16 protein-coding genes are annotated in these 16,221 nt (G+C 35.7%); all 16 read left to right on the forward strand.

The annotated features are described in order from the left end of the window. Positions 1-2: 2 nt before the first annotated feature. The 16 genes from PCY07_RS04830 to PCY07_RS04905 all read left to right on the forward strand — a co-directional run bounded on the left by PCY07_RS04830 (position 3) and on the right by PCY07_RS04905 (position 16,110). The gene (locus PCY07_RS04830) at positions 3-284 is read left to right on the forward strand and encodes a CD1845 family protein (RefSeq protein ID WP_006526032.1); all 282 of its coding nucleotides are present in this window, start codon (positions 3-5) and stop codon (positions 282-284) included. A gap of 87 nt (positions 285-371) precedes the next feature. Beyond that, complete coding sequence (locus tag PCY07_RS04835; protein WP_301356077.1) at positions 372-1,151, forward strand: replication initiator protein A; 780 nt, start codon at positions 372-374, stop codon at positions 1,149-1,151. Then, positions 1,148-1,999, forward strand: coding sequence for an ATP-binding protein (locus PCY07_RS04840; protein WP_301356076.1), 852 nt, complete (start codon positions 1,148-1,150; stop codon positions 1,997-1,999). The genes PCY07_RS04835 and PCY07_RS04840 overlap by 4 nt, the downstream gene beginning before the upstream one ends. After that, the gene (locus PCY07_RS04845) at positions 1,996-2,481 is read left to right on the forward strand and encodes a PcfB family protein (protein ID WP_004832485.1); all 486 of its coding nucleotides are present in this window, start codon (positions 1,996-1,998) and stop codon (positions 2,479-2,481) included. The genes PCY07_RS04840 and PCY07_RS04845 overlap by 4 nt, the downstream gene beginning before the upstream one ends. Beyond that, on the forward strand, positions 2,478-4,262 hold the full coding sequence (locus tag PCY07_RS04850) for a VirD4-like conjugal transfer protein, CD1115 family (protein WP_301356075.1): 1,785 nt from the start codon (positions 2,478-2,480) through the stop codon (positions 4,260-4,262). Before PCY07_RS04845 ends, PCY07_RS04850 begins: the two co-directional genes overlap by 4 nt. A 163-nt stretch (positions 4,263-4,425) precedes the next feature. Continuing rightward, positions 4,426-4,737: a single-stranded DNA-binding protein gene (locus PCY07_RS04855; protein WP_301356074.1), complete on the forward strand. Its 312-nt coding sequence runs from the start codon at positions 4,426-4,428 to the stop codon at positions 4,735-4,737. Positions 4,738-4,740: 3 nt separating this feature from the next. Continuing rightward, positions 4,741-4,956 carry a Maff2 family mobile element protein gene (locus tag PCY07_RS04860; protein ID WP_000863833.1) on the forward strand — a complete coding sequence of 72 codons (216 nt, stop codon included), beginning with the start codon at positions 4,741-4,743 and terminating at the stop codon, positions 4,954-4,956. A 19-nt stretch (positions 4,957-4,975) separates the two neighbouring features. Further along, on the forward strand, positions 4,976-5,839 hold the full coding sequence (locus tag PCY07_RS04865; protein WP_301356073.1) for a VirB6/TrbL-like conjugal transfer protein, CD1112 family: 864 nt from the start codon (positions 4,976-4,978) through the stop codon (positions 5,837-5,839). Positions 5,840-5,858: 19 nt separating this feature from the next. After that, positions 5,859-6,122 (forward strand): conjugal transfer protein, encoded by a 264-nt coding sequence (locus tag PCY07_RS04870; RefSeq protein WP_301356072.1) that lies wholly within the window; start codon positions 5,859-5,861, stop codon positions 6,120-6,122. Between the two features lie 3 nt (positions 6,123-6,125). Further along, complete coding sequence (locus tag PCY07_RS04875; protein ID WP_301356071.1) at positions 6,126-6,515, forward strand: PrgI family protein; 390 nt, start codon at positions 6,126-6,128, stop codon at positions 6,513-6,515. Then, on the forward strand, positions 6,427-8,856 hold the full coding sequence (locus tag PCY07_RS04880; RefSeq protein ID WP_301356069.1) for a VirB4-like conjugal transfer ATPase, CD1110 family: 2,430 nt from the start codon (positions 6,427-6,429) through the stop codon (positions 8,854-8,856). The genes PCY07_RS04875 and PCY07_RS04880 overlap by 89 nt, the downstream gene beginning before the upstream one ends. Positions 8,857-8,859: 3 nt before the next feature. Next, entirely contained in the window at positions 8,860-10,992 is a 2,133-nt protein-coding gene (locus PCY07_RS04885; RefSeq protein ID WP_301356068.1) for a CHAP domain-containing protein, read from the forward strand. Positions 10,993-11,003: 11 nt separating this feature from the next. After that, the gene (locus tag PCY07_RS04890; RefSeq protein ID WP_187327789.1) at positions 11,004-11,243 is read left to right on the forward strand and encodes a conjugal transfer protein; all 240 of its coding nucleotides are present in this window, start codon (positions 11,004-11,006) and stop codon (positions 11,241-11,243) included. Beyond that, the gene (locus PCY07_RS04895) at positions 11,218-12,756 is read left to right on the forward strand and encodes a CD1107 family mobile element protein (protein ID WP_301356065.1); all 1,539 of its coding nucleotides are present in this window, start codon (positions 11,218-11,220) and stop codon (positions 12,754-12,756) included. Before PCY07_RS04890 ends, PCY07_RS04895 begins: the two co-directional genes overlap by 26 nt. Before the next feature lie 96 nt (positions 12,757-12,852). Continuing rightward, the gene (locus PCY07_RS04900) at positions 12,853-14,559 is read left to right on the forward strand and encodes a DNA topoisomerase 3 (RefSeq protein ID WP_301356063.1); all 1,707 of its coding nucleotides are present in this window, start codon (positions 12,853-12,855) and stop codon (positions 14,557-14,559) included. Positions 14,560-14,643: 84 nt separating this feature from the next. Next, positions 14,644-16,110 (forward strand): RNA-binding domain-containing protein, encoded by a 1,467-nt coding sequence (locus tag PCY07_RS04905; protein WP_000985639.1) that lies wholly within the window; start codon positions 14,644-14,646, stop codon positions 16,108-16,110. The last annotated feature ends 111 nt before the right edge of the window (positions 16,111-16,221 follow it).

Here is a 16,221-nt window from a genome sequence, read left to right on the forward strand (position 1 = left end):
TTATGAGATGGATATTAAAAATAATCTTATTTCCAATTAGATTGCTGTTAAGTATCCTCACTGCATTTCTGACATTCCTGCTCGGCATAGGAACAACTATTCTATATTTCTTGATGCTGATGTGTATCGTTGCTGCAATAGGATCATTTATACAAAAAGATATATCACTTGGAATTGAGGCGTTGGTATTAGGATTTTTGTTAAGTCCTTATGGAATACCGATGGTCGGAGTAGCTGTTATAGCATTCCTTCAGGGAATCAATGAAGCAATAAAATCAATCTAAAAAATTTCATAAAAACGGTTACCAAAGGCGATAGAAGAAAAACTATCGTCTTTTTCTTTGCAAATTTTTTGGGGAGGAGGTGAAGCGATGGACTTTGACTATTTCTATAACAGAGAAGCGGAAAGATTTAACTTCTTAAAAGTACCGGAGATATTAGTTGATGGAGAAGAATTTCGGGGCTTATCAGCAGAAGCAATTATCCTTTATTCCATGCTTCTGAAACGCACAGGAATGTCTTTTAAGAATAACTGGATAGACAAGGAAGGCAGAGTATTTATCTATTTTACTGTTGAAGAAATTATGAGAAGAAGAAATATCTCAAAGCCGACAGCTATAAAAACATTAGATGAACTCGATATGAAAAAAGGAATCGGACTGATTGAAAGAGTAAGGCTTGGGCTTGGTAAGCCGAATGTCATATATGTTAAAGACTTTATGAGCATATTAGCGGTAAAAGAAAATGACTTTCAGAAGTCAAAAAACTTAACTTCAGAAGTAAAAGATTTTAACCTCAGAAGTAAAGAAAATGAACTTCAGGAAGTTCAAAATCTTGACTCTAACTATATAGAGAATAATAAGAGTAAGTATAATAAGAGAGAATATAGTTTTGGTGAAAACGGGCTTGGAACATTTCAAAATGTATTTTTAACGGCAGAAGATATATCCGATTTACAAATCATAATGAACTCACAGCTTGATAATTACATTGAGAGATTATCTGCATATATCAAAAGCACCGGAAAGACCTATAAGGACCATAAAGCGACAATCCTTTCTTGGTTTTATAAAGATCAGGGGAGAGGAAAAGAAGTGAAAACATCAAATATCCCGACATGGGAAGAATATGATAAAGGAGAACACCTATGATGAAAGAATTAGAAAAAGTAATGATAGAAGATGTAGAGTATTCTTACGATCCTGAAAAAGAATATATCAAGGATGGACACGCATTTTGTAAAGTTTGCCATGAAAGAAAAGACGGAAAAGTGATGGAGTTCTTTGATAACAAGATGATATTTAAGATTTCTTGCAAATGCGACAGAGATAGAGAGGAAAGAGAAAAAGAAAGACAAAAGCAGATGGAGATTGAACGATTAAAGAGTAGCTGCTTTAACTCGATTATTCAGTGGTCATACACATTTGAAAATTATCAGGGAGAAGAAAATCAAAGCCTTATCATTGCAAAGAACTTTGTAAAAGACTATGAGGAAATGAAAAAAGAAAATATCGGACTTCTTTTTTATGGCTCAGTAGGTAGCGGAAAGACCTATCTTGCCTGCTCCATTGCAAATAGCCTTATTGAACAGTATCAAATAGGCGTTAAAATAAGAAATTTTGCACAGATTATCAATGAGCTGCAAAAGGGAGGTTTTGATTTTGATAAGAACGCATATATTGAATCCCTTGTAAATACTTCCGTTCTGATTTTAGATGACTTGGGAATAGAAAGAGATACAAGCTATGCCAAAGAACAGGTATATAACATCGTGAATAACAGGTACTTAAAACAGAAACCGACTATCTTCACTACTAATCTTTCCTACGACACAATCCAAAATTGTAAGGATAGCGTAGAGTATCAAAGAATCTACTCAAGAATCATAGAGATGTGTATTCCTGTTATGGTTGTAGGAAAAGATTTTAGAAAGGTTATTCAAAAGGACAAACTGAATCGGAATAAGGACAGACTGCTGAATGGAGGTGAGAGAAGTTGATCAATGAAGAAATAGCAAGAAAAACACTGAATATGGAAGTTAGAGCTGCTAAAGTAACAGGAAAGCTAATTCTGAACTTATTAAAGAAATTGATGAAAGAAGCAGAAAAACTTGGAGGACTTGAAAAGCTGGTTAATACTAACGGAAATGAAGTAAAGCTAAAAGATATGGTTAAAAAGGGGCAGCTTGAAGAAATTCCAGTTGAAGAAGCAGAACTTAAGGAACTCAAAAAGGAACTTAATCGGTATGGGGTAAAGTTTTCAGTCATGAAAGATAAGGAAAGTGGGAAATACTCAGTATTCTTTCAAGCTAAAGATATGAAGGTTATGGACAAAGCATTTAAGCATGCCCTTTCAGAATCAGAAAAGAAAACGGAAAGGAAGGAGTCCATTCATAAGAATATTGAGAAGTTTAAGGAGATGGCTAAAAACTCTGTTTCCAAAGATAAAATCAAGAATAAACAAAAGGAGCAGAGCCTATGATAGATAAAATATTAAAGGACATCAAAGGCTTATTTAAGGTGCAAGATAAGGTAAAGTTTCTAAAGCAAAACATTCCCTATCTTGCATTTTTCTATATAGGTAATATCTTTTCACATCATGTAAGAGCCTATATAGGTGGCGATATTATTGACAAAATTTTTCAAGGGGTATTAGAGATTAATACGATGAGCTTTCTTCCAAGCCTTCATCCTACGGATATTATAATGGGCGTGGTAGTAGCAGTTTTAATCAAAATCATCGTATATACCAAAGGGAAAAATGCTAAAAAGTTTAGACAGGGTAAAGAGTATGGCTCAGCAAGATGGGGAACAAAAAAAGATATAGAGCCATACATGGATGAAAAGTTTCAAAACAATATCCTGCTTACGCAAACAGAACGATTAACTATGAATGGCAGACCGGCTAATCCTAAGTATGCAAGAAATAAGAATGCTCTTGTCATCGGTGGATCAGGAAGTGGGAAAACGAGATTTTATGTAAAACCGAATCTTATGCAGATGCACTCGTCATATTGTGTAACCGATCCTAAAGGAACTATAGTCCTTGAGTGCGGTAAGATGCTTGAAGATAACGGATATGAGATAAAAATCCTAAATACTATTAACTTCAAAAAGTCTATGAAATACAATCCCTTTGCTTATCTCAGAAGTGAAAAAGATATACTCAAATTAGTACAGACAATCATCGCAAACACCAAGGGAGAGGGAGAAAAATCAGGTGAAGATTTTTGGGTCAAAGCTGAAAAGCTCTACTATACAGCCCTTATCGGCTACATCTTCTATGAAGCTCCAAGAGAAGAAAAGAACTTTGCAACACTTCTCGATATGATAGATGCTTCAGAAGTTAGAGAAGATGATGAAACCTATATGAATCCGATAGATAGACTCTTTGAAGCACTTGAAAAGAAAGAGCCTGCACATTTTGCAGTGAAGCAATATAAAAAGTACAAATTGGCTGCCGGAAAAACAGCAAAGTCTATTCTTATTTCATGTGGTGCAAGGCTTGCTCCGTTTGATATTCAAGAGCTTAGGGACTTAATGAAAGAAGATGAACTTGAGCTTGATACCCTCGGAGATAGAAAGACAGCACTATTTGTTATCATCTCTGATACAGACGATACTTTTAACTTTGTAGTTTCCATTATGTACTCACAACTTTTTAATCTCTTATGTGATAAGGCAGATGATGTATATGGCGGACGATTACCTGTCCATGTGAGATGCTTGCTTGATGAATTTGCAAACATCGGCTTAATTCCAAAGTTTGAGAAACTTATAGCAACAATCCGTTCCAGAGAAATATCAGCAAGTATCATACTTCAAGCACAATCTCAGTTAAAGGCAATCTATAAGGATAATGCCGATACAATCGTAGGTAACTGTGATAGTACCTTGTTTCTTGGTGGCAAGGAGAAAACGACACTAAAAGAATTGTCTGAAACACTGGGAAAAGAAACGATAGATTTATATAACACATCGGAAACAAGGTCAAATCAAAAGAGCTTTGGACTTAATTACCAAAAGACAGGCAAAGAACTGATGAGTCAAGATGAGATTACTGTAATGGACGGTAGTAAATGTATCTTTCAGCTTAGAGGTGTCAGACCTTTTCTTTCAGATAAATACGATATTACAAAGCATAAGAACTATAGATTACTTGAGGACTATGATAAGAAGAATTTGTTTGACATAGAAAGCTATATGAAGCGAAAAGGAAAAGCAAAATTAAATAGAGAAACGGTTATAACAAGAATGCAGTAAGTCTTAAAAAGATTTGCTGTTTTTTTATTCAAAATCAGGAGGCAAGATGATAAGGATCAGAAGTCCCACTAAGAAAAAACTAAATAGTAAGAGCATCAGCGATTGGAAAAGTAATACTTCTGGTCGCTTTTTTTATTGAAATGAAAAGGAGAAATTTAAAAAGATGAAACAAGAAATGATTAACATCAACGCCAACTTAGTGGCGGAACCTACTTTCTCAAACTTTGAAAAAGACGGAGAAACGGTAGAAATTGCAAACTTCACGCTTGTAAAAAAGTACGGTAAAGGCAAGGAGTATATTAACTGTGCAGCCTATGGAGAAAAAGCTGAGAAAGCAAAGGAGTTTGAAAAGGGCGATTTAATTCATATCTTTGGTTACTTTAAGAAGCGTGAAAAAGAGGGAAAGACTTACAAAAACTTTGTAGTGAAGTCATATAACAAGATTGAAAAGAAAGAAGAAAACGAGGAGGAATAACTTATGGCATTTTTTACACAGGCAGTTAATGTATTAAAGATTTTGGTTATGGCAGTAGGTGCAGGACTTGGAGCATGGGGCGTTATCAACTTGATGGAAGGATATGGTAATGACAATCCCGGTGCTAAGAGCCAAGGTATTAAGCAGCTTATGGCTGGAGGAGGGATCGTTCTTATCGGACTTAAGCTCATTCCACTACTTGCCAATGTACTCAATTAAGAAGAAAAGGAGAGCTTAGATGTTTGGAATATTTGACAAGATAGAAGAATTCTTTAAGGAACTTCTATTGGGCGGTATTCAAGCAAACTTAGAGTCCATGTTTCTTGACATCAACGATAAAGTTGGTGCAGTTGCAACAGATGTAGGTAAAACGCCTATGGGGTGGAACGGAGATGTATTTGCCTTTATAAAAAGCATTAACGATTCCGTTATCATTCCAATAGCGGGACTAATCATCACAGCAGTTCTTTGTATCGAGCTTATCAATATGGTAATGCAAAAGAACAATATGCACGATACAGATACCTTTGAATTTTTCAAGTACATCATCAAGATGTGGATTGCTGTATGGTTAGTATCCCATGCCTTTGAGTTTTCAATGGCAGTTTTTGATGTGGCACAGCACATGGTAAATAAGGCGGCAGGGGTGATAAATACCTCTGCCGCCGTTTCCGGAGATCAGATAGTGGCAATGATGGATACCCTAAAAGAAAAGGGGCTTGGAGAGCTTGTCATGATTCTCTTTGAAACCTCACTCATCAAGGTTGCTATACAGGTAATATCCGTTGTGATTATGCTTGTAGTTTACGGAAGAATGTTTGAGATTTATGTTTACTCATCGGTTTCAGCTATTCCTTTTGCCACAATGGGAAACAAGGAGTGGGGACAGATTGGAACAAACTACATCAAAGGACTATTTGCACTTGGATTACAAGGACTCTTTTTAATGGTTTGTCTTGGAATTTACGCAGTTTTAGTTAAGACGATTAAGATAACAGATATACACACAAGTACAATGACGATACTTGGCTATGCGGTTTTGCTGGGGTTAATGATGCTAAAGAGCGGAACACTGGCCAAAAGCGTATTAAATGCACACTAAAAAAGAAAGGAAAGATAGTATGAATAAAAGAAAAACAGTATTTACAGCAGTAGTAATCGGAGCAGGCGTTATGGCGGTAATTGATAGAATCAGACTTCATAACAAGGTAGAAGAATTGAAAGAAAAAACAGAGGACATTGGTTGCTGCCATAATGATTTTTGCTTAATGCAGCAAAGATATAACAAGAATACAGATGAACAACTTGCAATTATTCAGGATGAAATCGGATCTGTATATGAACACTTTGAGGAGCTGTCAAAGGACAAAGAAGATGGGAGGTAAGTTATGGCGTATGTACCAATACCCAAGGACTTAAAGAAGGTAAAGACAAAGGTAGCCTTTAACCTTACAAAAAGGCAGCTCATAGGATTTACCATTGCAGGACTGGTTGGAATACCAGTCTATTTATTTATGAGGAAGTTTGTGCTAAATGACATAGCTGTCATATTCCTTATCGTATCCACGCTTCCTATCTTTTTCATCACACTATTTGAAAAGGACGGACTGACATTTGAGAAATACTTTAAGAACATTTATCTTCATAAGTTTTATCAACCGCAAAAGAGAGTGAGAAAGGAGGTTTACCTTGAACAAGAAAAGAAAAATTCAGCAAATAAAACTCATACAAAACGAAAAGGCATTGAGAAGTCAAAAGCGGGACTTAAAGAAAAGTAATTGCAAGTCAAAAAAAGATAAGGGAGGAATCCTTGACCTTATCTTTAAGAAAGAACCGAAAAGATATACGGTAGAAGATACCATTCCCTATCTAAGGCTTTTAAAAAGCGGAATATGCCAGCTTGATGAAAAGCACTTCAGTAAAAGTATAGCCTTTCAGGACATCAACTATCAGCTTGCCTTAGATGAAGATAGGGACTTGATTTTTAATCAGTTTGCAAACTTCCTAAACTCTTTTGATCCAAGTATCAGCATTGAGTTTTCATATATCAATCAGCTCGGACGAAACGAAGAAATGAAGTCGGCAATTCAGATACCGGATAAAAAGGACGGTTTCGACGATATACGCTTTGAATTTAGAGAGATGCTTAAAAGTCAGATTGTAAAGGGAAATAACGGACTTAAAAAATCAAAATATATAACCTTTACAGTAGAAGCAGACAATTTAGAGCAGGCTACATCAAAACTTGAAAGACTGGAGATAGATATATTGTCTAATCTCAAAAGTATGGGGGTTCGTGCTGAAAGTCTTACAGGAGAAGAAAGGCTAAAGATACTTCACGATATATTAAATCCGAATAAGACCTTTGAGTTTTCCTATAAGGACTTAAAGAAAAGAGAAAGCACCAAGACATATATTGCTCCTGATGAATTTAACTTTATGCCAAGCAGATATTTTAAGTTTGGAAAATTTATCGGTGCAGTCAGCCACTTTCAAATCCTTGCAAGTGAGCTATCTGACCGTATGCTATCTGAGTTTTTGGATATTGATGATAACATCAATATCTCTTTTCATATTAAGGCAATTGATCAGTCAGAAGCCATTAAGATGGTAAAACGAAAAAACACTGATATTGATAAGATGAAGATTGAGGAAAATAAGAAGGCGGTAAGAAGCGGTTATGATATGGACATTCTTCCATCGGACTTAATTACCTATGGTGAGGATGTAAAGAGCCTATTAAAAGACTTACAGACAAGAGATGAGAGAATGTTTGTGGTAAGTATTGTCTTTATGAACTTTGCAAGGACAGTGCAAAAGCTCGATAACACAATTGCTCAAATAAGCTCCATTGCAAATAAGCATAACTGTAAGCTGAAAAGACTTGACCATTCTCAGGAACAAGGTTTAGTGAGCGTGCTGCCTCTTGGTGTAAATAAGATTGAAATAGATAGAGGACTGACAAGCTCATCAACTGCAGTATTTATGCCATTTACCACAGAGGAGCTTTTTATCAATTCAAGTAATAGTCTTTACTACGGACTAAATGCCCTAAGCCATAACCTGATTATGGCAGATAGAAAGAAATTAAAGAACCCAAACGGTCTAATCCTCGGAACTCCGGGCAGCGGTAAATCCTTTAGTGCCAAAAGAGAAATGGCAAATGCGATTTTAGTAACAGATGATGATGTGATTATCTGCGATCCGGAAGGAGAGTATGGAAACCTCGTAAGGCAGTTTAAGGGAGAAGTCATTAAGGTCAGCAGTAAGTCAAAGGATTACCTGAATCCCCTTGATATAAACATGAACTACGGTGATGGGGATGCACCGCTGAAAGACAAGGCAAACTTTATCATGAGTATGCTTGAGCTTGTAGTAGGTGGTAGTGGTCTTACGGCAGAAGAAAAGTCTGTTATAGATAGGTGCCTTCCTAAAATCTATGAAAAGTATTTTGAACATCCTACTCCTGACAATATGCCGATACTTCAAGACCTATACGATATGTTAAAAGGGCAGGAAGAAAAGGTCGGTAAGAAGCTGGCAACAGAGATGGAAATCTATGTATCAGGTTCTCTTAATGTCTTTAATCACAGGTCAAATGTGGATTTAAATAAGAAGCTCCTTTGTTTTGATATTAAGGAGCTTGGAAGTCAATTAAAGAAAATAGGTATGCTTGTTATTCAGGATCAGGTGTGGAATAAGGTGTCACAAAACAGAGGAAACAAGTCTACAAGGTACTATATCGACGAGTTTCATTTACTTTTAAAAGATGAGCAGACAGCATCGTATTCGGTTGAGATTTGGAAGCGTTTTAGAAAATGGGGAGGTATTCCAACAGGTATTACGCAAAATGTCAAAGACCTACTTATGAGTAAGGAGATAGAAAATATCTTTGATAATACGGACTTTGTCTTAATGTTAAATCAGGCTTCGGGGGATAGAGAGATACTTGCAAGAAAACTTAAAATCTCACTTCCTCAGCTTAGGTATGTAACTAACTCTAATGAGGGTGAGGGACTACTGTTCTTTGGAAATACCATTGTGCCTTTTCTTGATAAGTTTCCGAAAGATACAATCCTTTATCAGAAGATGACTACCAAGCCGGAAGAGGTGAGGTAGCCTATGGGAAAGAAACTGAAAAAGGATTTTAAGGAAAGGCATAAGGCAAGCCTTGAAAGAGAGATGTTTCATAGTAAAACATATACGATACCTGAAGAAAGTAAGCTAAAGGATAACGATGATTACAGAGGAAAAATCGTTCATGAGAAAGAACGGTTTCAGGATAAAGTGCATGAAAAAACAAGTAAGGTAAGTGCTGATAATGAAAAGTCTTATGGAACATCCAAGAGAAACGAAAAATATAGAGCTTCAGATAAGGGAGACGTAAATTCCGCAATTGAAACGGGAAGATCAGATTATATTACGGAGGTTAAGGATGGAAAAATCTATGATCCTTTAGGAAAAGACCTTGATAATGACGGGATTATAGACAAATACGATAATGACTTTAGAGACAGCAACTATTTTGAATCGACCTATGATGTGGAGGATAATCTTCATCATAAAGCAGAAAATACAAATAGTTTCTCAAAAAGCCAAAAAGCTCAAAAGAAAAATTATAAGAGAAAAAACTATACTGAAAGCCTTTATACAAGGAAAAAGGATGATGTGTTAAAGGAGAATAAGCCTGATGATAAAAAGACTGGAAAAGATACTGCAAGCAAAAAAGTTCATAGCAGTATTTATAAAGAGCAGAAGAAAAAGCTAAAGAAAGATATGGTAAAAGTATCTGCACTTTCTGGACTTGCCAAAGGAAGTAAAACTGTAAGAGATTACCTTTCTCATGGAAGTGATGAAAATCAAGGAGTGGAAGCAGGAGAAAAGACAGCAGATACAAGCTCCAAGCTCATTCATGACATAAAGAAGTATTCTGATAAGAAAAGAGCTAAAAGAGGCTATGACCTTACAAATAAGGACTATAAAATCAGAAAGCGTAAGTCAAAGTTGGAATTTCGTGATGCCAAAAAGGAACTGAAAAAGACGGATGAGTATAAAAGAGCAAGTGCATATAAAAGATTTCAAAAGAAAAATCAGGTAAAGGCAGCAATTTCTCGTGAGAATAAGTCAAGGCTTAGAGATCGAATTAAAGAGGGACTTATCGGAACACTGAAAAGCTCAAAGGATATGATTATCCGAAAAGCAAAAGGACTAATGCTTATTTTCATAGGTATCATTATCTTAGGGACTTTTGTGATTAACTTTGCAGGAACGGGAATGACAGGCTTTATGAACTCTACAAGCTCTGTGCTTACAACAAGCTATTTATCAAAGCCAAATGTCCTAAGTGAAATCAATCAGAAATTTTCAGATATGGAGGGTGAGCTTCAAAGTGAAGTTGACCATGTGAAAGAAAATTATCCCGGATATGATGAATATATCTTAAATAATACAGAATACATCGGTCATAATGTCCATGAGCTTTTATCCTACATTACATCAAGGTGCGGAGAGGTAAAGAGTGTATCGGAAGTAGAATCCATATTAAAAGAATTATTTGAGTCCATGTATGACCTTGAGTATAGGGAAGAAATTGAAATCAGATACAGGACAGTTACAGAAAACTATACCGATGAAGATGGTAATGAATATACAGAAAGCCACGAAGAACCTTATGAGTATAAAAAACTCATCGTAACGCTTCATAAAAAAGAGATGGACAGCATTATCCGAAAGTTCTTTGCAAACTATCCCGATAATCTAAAGCATTATGAAGCCTTGTTCCTTGCACAAGGCAATATGAGAGAAGCCTTTGGTAATTCTGACCTTATCAGTGCAAATGGAGGTATCGGCGGTGGAAAAGAGTATGAGGCATCTACGGAAGTACAAAAGAAGATTGTTAATGCTGCATACATTACGCCATCTCCGGGTGCAGGATGGTGTGCCATGTGGGTATCACAGGTCTATCAAAATGCAGGACTTGGATATATAGGTGGGAATGCCTGTGATATGTACCGAAACTATACCTTTACATCAGACAGGTCAAAGCTAAAGGTCGGAATGCTTGTGGCAGTCGAAAGCAGCAGTAGCGGAAGCAGTGCAGGGCTTACCTATGGTCATGTAGGTATTTACATTGGAGATGGAAAAGTGATTGATAACATCGGTCGAATAAGAGTAACTACCTTAGATGATTGGATAGCAACATTTTGTAAGCACCATCCCGTAGGATTCGGTTTTCCGCCAAATGTAAAGAAATAGGAGGTAACAATTTGAAAAAGGAACTGATAGCAGTAAAAAACAGAATAAAGAAGTTAAATGATAAAAAGGCTCTGATTGATGAAGAATTGGAGCCTTTATTCATTCGTGAAGAAGAGCTTGAAAATGAAGAGATCATTGCCATTTGCAGAAAGAATAACATCACAATCAGCGATTTGATGGCAAAGGTAAACAGACAAAAAGCAGAAATAAAAAAGGAGAAAACAAATGAAAACCAGTTTGAAAAAGAATAATAAGTTTTGGACGGTAGCACTTGCGGTAATTGTAAGTATTAGTTGTATTTTAGGTCTTTGGACGGTTGTTTATGCACAGGAGCAAAAATCTGAAGCTCCAACAAAAAACGAAGCTGTTCAAACGGAAGTTGAAGTAAATGTAAGGTATATCTTTGAAGATGAAAAGGTCTTTAAGGAAGAAAAGATAAAGGCTGAGAAAGGACAACTTATTGATAGCGGAGATCTTCCAATGCTCCCAGATGATATGAAATTCATTGATGAGTTTCTGTTTTATGAGGTAAAGGGAGATGGAAAAGATGAGATTATCCGAAAGGTAGCAAAGGCTGAACTTAAGGATAAAGAAACTAAGACGGAAGAAAAAAAGCCACAGCAGGACAAAAGCATTCGGACGGAAGATAAAAAGACGAAAGATAAGTCAACGCAGACAGAGCTTTCCAAAGAGGATATTTCCAAGATGGAAAAGCAGGCAAAAGAACTTAAATGGGAGCTTGATAAGCTAAATGGTGAGATTAAGGATAAAGATAAGTTAAGCGATAAGCAGAAGGAAAAAATCAAAGCTCTTGAAGATGAAATTGAAAGTCTGAAAGAAAAACTGAAAAAAGAAAAGGATAACAAAGATTTATCTTCTGATATTAAAAAGGAAATGGACAAGCTAAATGAAAAGATTAAAGATCTTGAAAAAAAGGCTAATGAAGTGAATAAAGCTCCGGCATCATCTAATGTTGTTACACCAATTCCACCAAATAGCACTATAAAAACAAGTGCAGGAAATTCTCAGCCACTTGTAAATACAGGTAAGGGAAGTGAACCAAAGACAAGTTTTGGAAATACTACAAAAGATGAAAATACTAAACAATCAAAAGATAAAGAAAAGGAAATTCGTTATCCTAATAAGCTGACAGCTAAAACGCCTGCTAACAATAACAGCCAAGATTCAGCTATGGATGACACAAGTAAGAGTGTAAATACCAATAAGGGAGTAGCTTCTGCACCGTCAAAGGCAAGAGCTTCCGTTACGGAAAATAAGGATAATGCGAATAAAGATTACCCGATTCATCATGGGGATAGCAGCGATAACAAAGAAACGGATCAATATTCCGCTGATGCAAGGCAGTTTATTACCTTTCAAACTAAAAACGGTAAGACCTTTCATTTAATCATCAATCATGATGAAGATAGTGAGAATGTAATGCTTCTTACGGAAGTATCTGAAGATGATCTCTTAAACATGGTAGAGAAAAAAGAAGCACCAAAGCAGGAAGTAGTAAAAGAAGAACCTGTTAAGGAAGAAGTAAAGCCTGAGAAGAAGGACGAAAAGAGTAATTTAGGAACCTATATTATTTTGCTTCTTGTAGTAGGTGGTGCATTAGGAGCAGGCTACTATTTTAAGGTTTTGAAAAAGAAAGAAGATAAAGAACTTGAAGCCTTAGAGGAGGAAGATGATGATTTCTTTTCTGAATCTGAAAGTGAAGAAGAAACAAATGATGCAGATGAAGCAGAAGATGAGCAGTAATGCTGCATCAAAAACAATACAGTATTTGGTGCAAATGCAGGGCGGGAGAGTAACATCTTTCGCCCTATTTTGATTTATAACAGGAGGAAAACACAGATGAAGTTAGTTATTGCAGAAAAGCCGAGTGTTGCAATCTCCATTGCAAAGGTCATTGGAGCAAATAAAAAGAAAGACGGATATTATGAAGGAAACGGATATAGGGTGAGCTGGTGCGTTGGACACCTAATTCAAATGGCAAATCCGGATGCTTATGATGAAAAGTACGCCAAGTGGAATATGGCTGATTTACCGATTATTCCGAGCGACTACAAGTATGAAGTAGCAAAGGCAACCAAGAAGCAGTTTAACATCCTTAAAAAGCTGATGAATGATAAGGAGGTTGATACGGTTATCAATGCGTGCGATGCAGGTCGTGAGGGAGAAAGTATTTTTAGACTTGTATATAATCAAGTGAATTGTAAAAAGAAGATGAAACGCCTTTGGATTTCTTCAATGGAAGATAGTGCCATTAAAGAGGGTTTTGATAACCTAACAGACGGAAAAGACTATGATAATCTCTTTGAATCAGCACAGGCAAGAGCTATTGCGGATTGGTTAGTCGGAATGAATATTAGTAGGCTCTACTCTTGTCTGTATCAGCAGAATTACAGTGTTGGCAGAGTGCAGACACCTACCCTTGCCATGATTGTAAAAAGAGATGATGAGATAGCAAATTATCAGAAAGAAAAATATTACACAGTAGAGCTTTCTATGAATGGATTTACACTCTCCACAGACAGAATTGATGATGAAGTTGCTGCTGAACAGCTTATAAGTTTAGTAGGCGATAAGATTGAAATAACCGATGTCATTCAGAAAGAAAAGATTACTAAACCTGATTTACCCTTTGACCTTACAACACTTCAAAGAGAGTGCAATAAGTATTTCGGATATAGTGCTAAACAGACACTTGATTATGCCCAAAGCCTTTATGAGAAAAAGCTCATCACCTATCCAAGAACAGACAGCAGATGTTTAACGGAAGATATGATTGTAAGTACGGTCAATAACATCTTGGGTAAGAATGACTTTGACACAGGGCGTATTAAGACGGTATTTAACTCTAAAAAGGTTACGGATCATCATGCGATTATTCCGACAATCAGTTCATTAAAGGAAGATGTTTCGGAGCTTCCTCCAAGCGAAGCAAAAGTTTATTTCCTTATATCCGATAAATTTCACGCAAGTGTAGGCTATCCACTCATTGAAAATATAACGAAGATAGTAGCTGAATTTGACGGCTTTGAATTTACAAGTTCAGGAAAGGTAATTAAAGACGAGGGTTTTACAAAATATCTTAAAGAGTATAAGTCCAAGAAGAATGAAGATGTAGAACTTCCTAATGTAAATGTTGATGATGCTTTAAACATTGAAAATAAAGAGATTAAAGAAAAATTTACCCAACCTCCCAAGCACTTTACAGAAGATACGCTTCTAAAGTCTATGGAGATTGCGGGAAATGACGCACTTGAAAAAGGTGTAGAAGTGGAAAGAAAAGGTCTTGGCACACCTGCAACAAGGGCAGGAATTATTGAAAATCTAATCTTTAAGGGCTTTGTAGAAAGGGATAAGAAAAATCTTGTAGCCACGCATAAAGGGATTAGCCTTGTAACAATAGTATCCGATACCTTTAAATCAGCAGAAACAACCGCAAAATGGGAAATGGAATTATCGGATATTGCTCAGGGAAAATCTTCAAAGGAAGAATTTTTAGAAGCGATTGAAAATGAGCTAAAAGAGGCTGTTCTGACATACGCAAAGTAAGAGGTAACTAATTTCAGAGTGGAAAAAATCCTCTAAAAATGCTATAATATAAGCAATTTATTTGTAATTGTTAGGAGAATTAAGATGGCAATAAAAAATCAAGATTATATAAAAAATTTAATCAGAGAGTTGATTTCTTTGCCAAGTGAAACAGAATGGGTTGAATTTAAGCATAATAACGATGAACCTCAGATGATAGGTGAGTATATTTCTGCTTTGGGTAATTCTGCAACTTTATGGGGAAGACCTAAAGCATATTTACTCTGGGGTATTGATGATAATACACATAAAATTGTAGGAACTACATTTGATTATAGGGAGAGTAAAAAAGGTTCGGAAGAACTTGAAGCATGGTTATCTCGAATGACAAATCCAAGAATAGACTTCAGATTTTATAAAACAGAAATTGAGGATAAAAATGTAGTATTACTCGAAATTCCATGTGCAGAAAAGCAGCCAATTAAGTTTTCAGGTGAAGAGTATATTAGAATTGGAACAAATAAGAAGAAGTTGAAAGAATATCCTGATAAAGAGAGATCTCTATGGGCAGCTTTTGATACAACTCCGTTTGAATTAAGAAATGCAAAAGATAATATTTCGTTTCATGAGGTGTTAGATGTACTGAATGTAGCGGGATATTATGAAAAGATGGGGTTTGCATTACCACAAAATAACAATAAAATATTGGATGATTTTACTAATGAAAAGTTTATAAAAAGAAATGATTCCGGAAGCTATGATATTACTAATTTAGGAGCATTACTTATTTCAAAAGATTTAAAGAATTTTGAGGGTTTAGCTCATAAATCTATAAGAGTAATTTGGTATAAAGAGAACAATAGACTTGACACGATACGGGAAAAAGTATTCAGTGAAGGTTATGCTATTTCATATGAGAAAATTGTAGATTATGTTTTGACTGTCATTCCACAGGAAGAGATAATTGAAGACTCTATAAGAAAAACCAAGTTGGGTTATCCGGAGATAGCCATTCGTGAGTTAATTGCCAATATCATGATTCATCAAGCTATTGAACAAAAAGGGACAAGTCCTATGGTTGAGTTATTCAAAGATAGGATAGAATTTTCAAATGCAGGTTCGCCATTGGTTTCGATAGACCGCATTGTTGATACAGTTCCGATTTCAAGAAATGAAAATCTTGCAGGATTTATGCACAAATGTGGGATTTGTGAAGAAAGAGGAAGTGGTTTTGATAAGATAGTATATGCGACAAGTAAGAATTCTATGCTTGCTCCTAAAATCGAAAATCAAAGTGATAAATTCACAAAAGTAACTCTCTATTTGAAAGCTCCTTTTGACTTGATTAGTAAAGAAGATAGAATAAGAACTTGTTATATGCAGGCTTGCTTTGTCTATGTCAATGGAGAGAGTATAACGAATAATTCGCTCAGAGAATTATTTGATATAAGTGATAAAGATAAATATAAAGCATCGAGGATAATTAAAGATACATTAGAAGCCAAACTTATTAAGCCAGTTGATGAAAATACAGCTCCGAGATATATGAAGTATATTCCTTTTTGGGCTTGATTTAAGTTGCAGTAAGTTGCAAAATCGTGATTTATGCAGTATGAATGGGAGATAAAACCTAGTAAAATAAGGATTTTTAGTAAGTCAAAACAGAAAAATTAAGTTGCAGTA

This window comes from Streptococcus sp. SP1, from assembly GCF_030440005.1.
GTDB lineage: Bacteria > Bacillota > Bacilli > Lactobacillales > Streptococcaceae > Streptococcus > Streptococcus parasanguinis.

Bases quoted from the DNA above. Each gene is read 5' to 3' on its own strand.
- PCY07_RS04875 (WP_301356071.1), top strand. From the start codon at position 6,126: ATGGCGTATGTACCAATACCCAAGGACTTAAAGAAGGTAAAGACAAAG.
- PCY07_RS04840 (WP_301356076.1), top strand. From the start codon at position 1,148: ATGATGAAAGAATTAGAAAAAGTAATGATAGAAGATGTAGAGTATTCT.
- PCY07_RS04865 (WP_301356073.1), top strand. From the start codon at position 4,976: ATGTTTGGAATATTTGACAAGATAGAAGAATTCTTTAAGGAACTTCTA.
- PCY07_RS04895 (WP_301356065.1), top strand. From the start codon at position 11,218: ATGAAAACCAGTTTGAAAAAGAATAATAAGTTTTGGACGGTAGCACTT.
- PCY07_RS04850 (WP_301356075.1), top strand. From the start codon at position 2,478: ATGATAGATAAAATATTAAAGGACATCAAAGGCTTATTTAAGGTGCAA.
- PCY07_RS04835 (WP_301356077.1), top strand. From the start codon at position 372: ATGGACTTTGACTATTTCTATAACAGAGAAGCGGAAAGATTTAACTTC.
- PCY07_RS04860 (WP_000863833.1), top strand. From the start codon at position 4,741: ATGGCATTTTTTACACAGGCAGTTAATGTATTAAAGATTTTGGTTATG.
- PCY07_RS04870 (WP_301356072.1), top strand. From the start codon at position 5,859: ATGAATAAAAGAAAAACAGTATTTACAGCAGTAGTAATCGGAGCAGGC.
- PCY07_RS04900 (WP_301356063.1), top strand. From the start codon at position 12,853: ATGAAGTTAGTTATTGCAGAAAAGCCGAGTGTTGCAATCTCCATTGCA.
- PCY07_RS04905 (WP_000985639.1), top strand. From the start codon at position 14,644: ATGGCAATAAAAAATCAAGATTATATAAAAAATTTAATCAGAGAGTTG.
- PCY07_RS04885 (WP_301356068.1), top strand. From the start codon at position 8,860: ATGGGAAAGAAACTGAAAAAGGATTTTAAGGAAAGGCATAAGGCAAGC.
- PCY07_RS04830 (WP_006526032.1), top strand. From the start codon at position 3: ATGAGATGGATATTAAAAATAATCTTATTTCCAATTAGATTGCTGTTA.
- PCY07_RS04855 (WP_301356074.1), top strand. From the start codon at position 4,426: ATGAAACAAGAAATGATTAACATCAACGCCAACTTAGTGGCGGAACCT.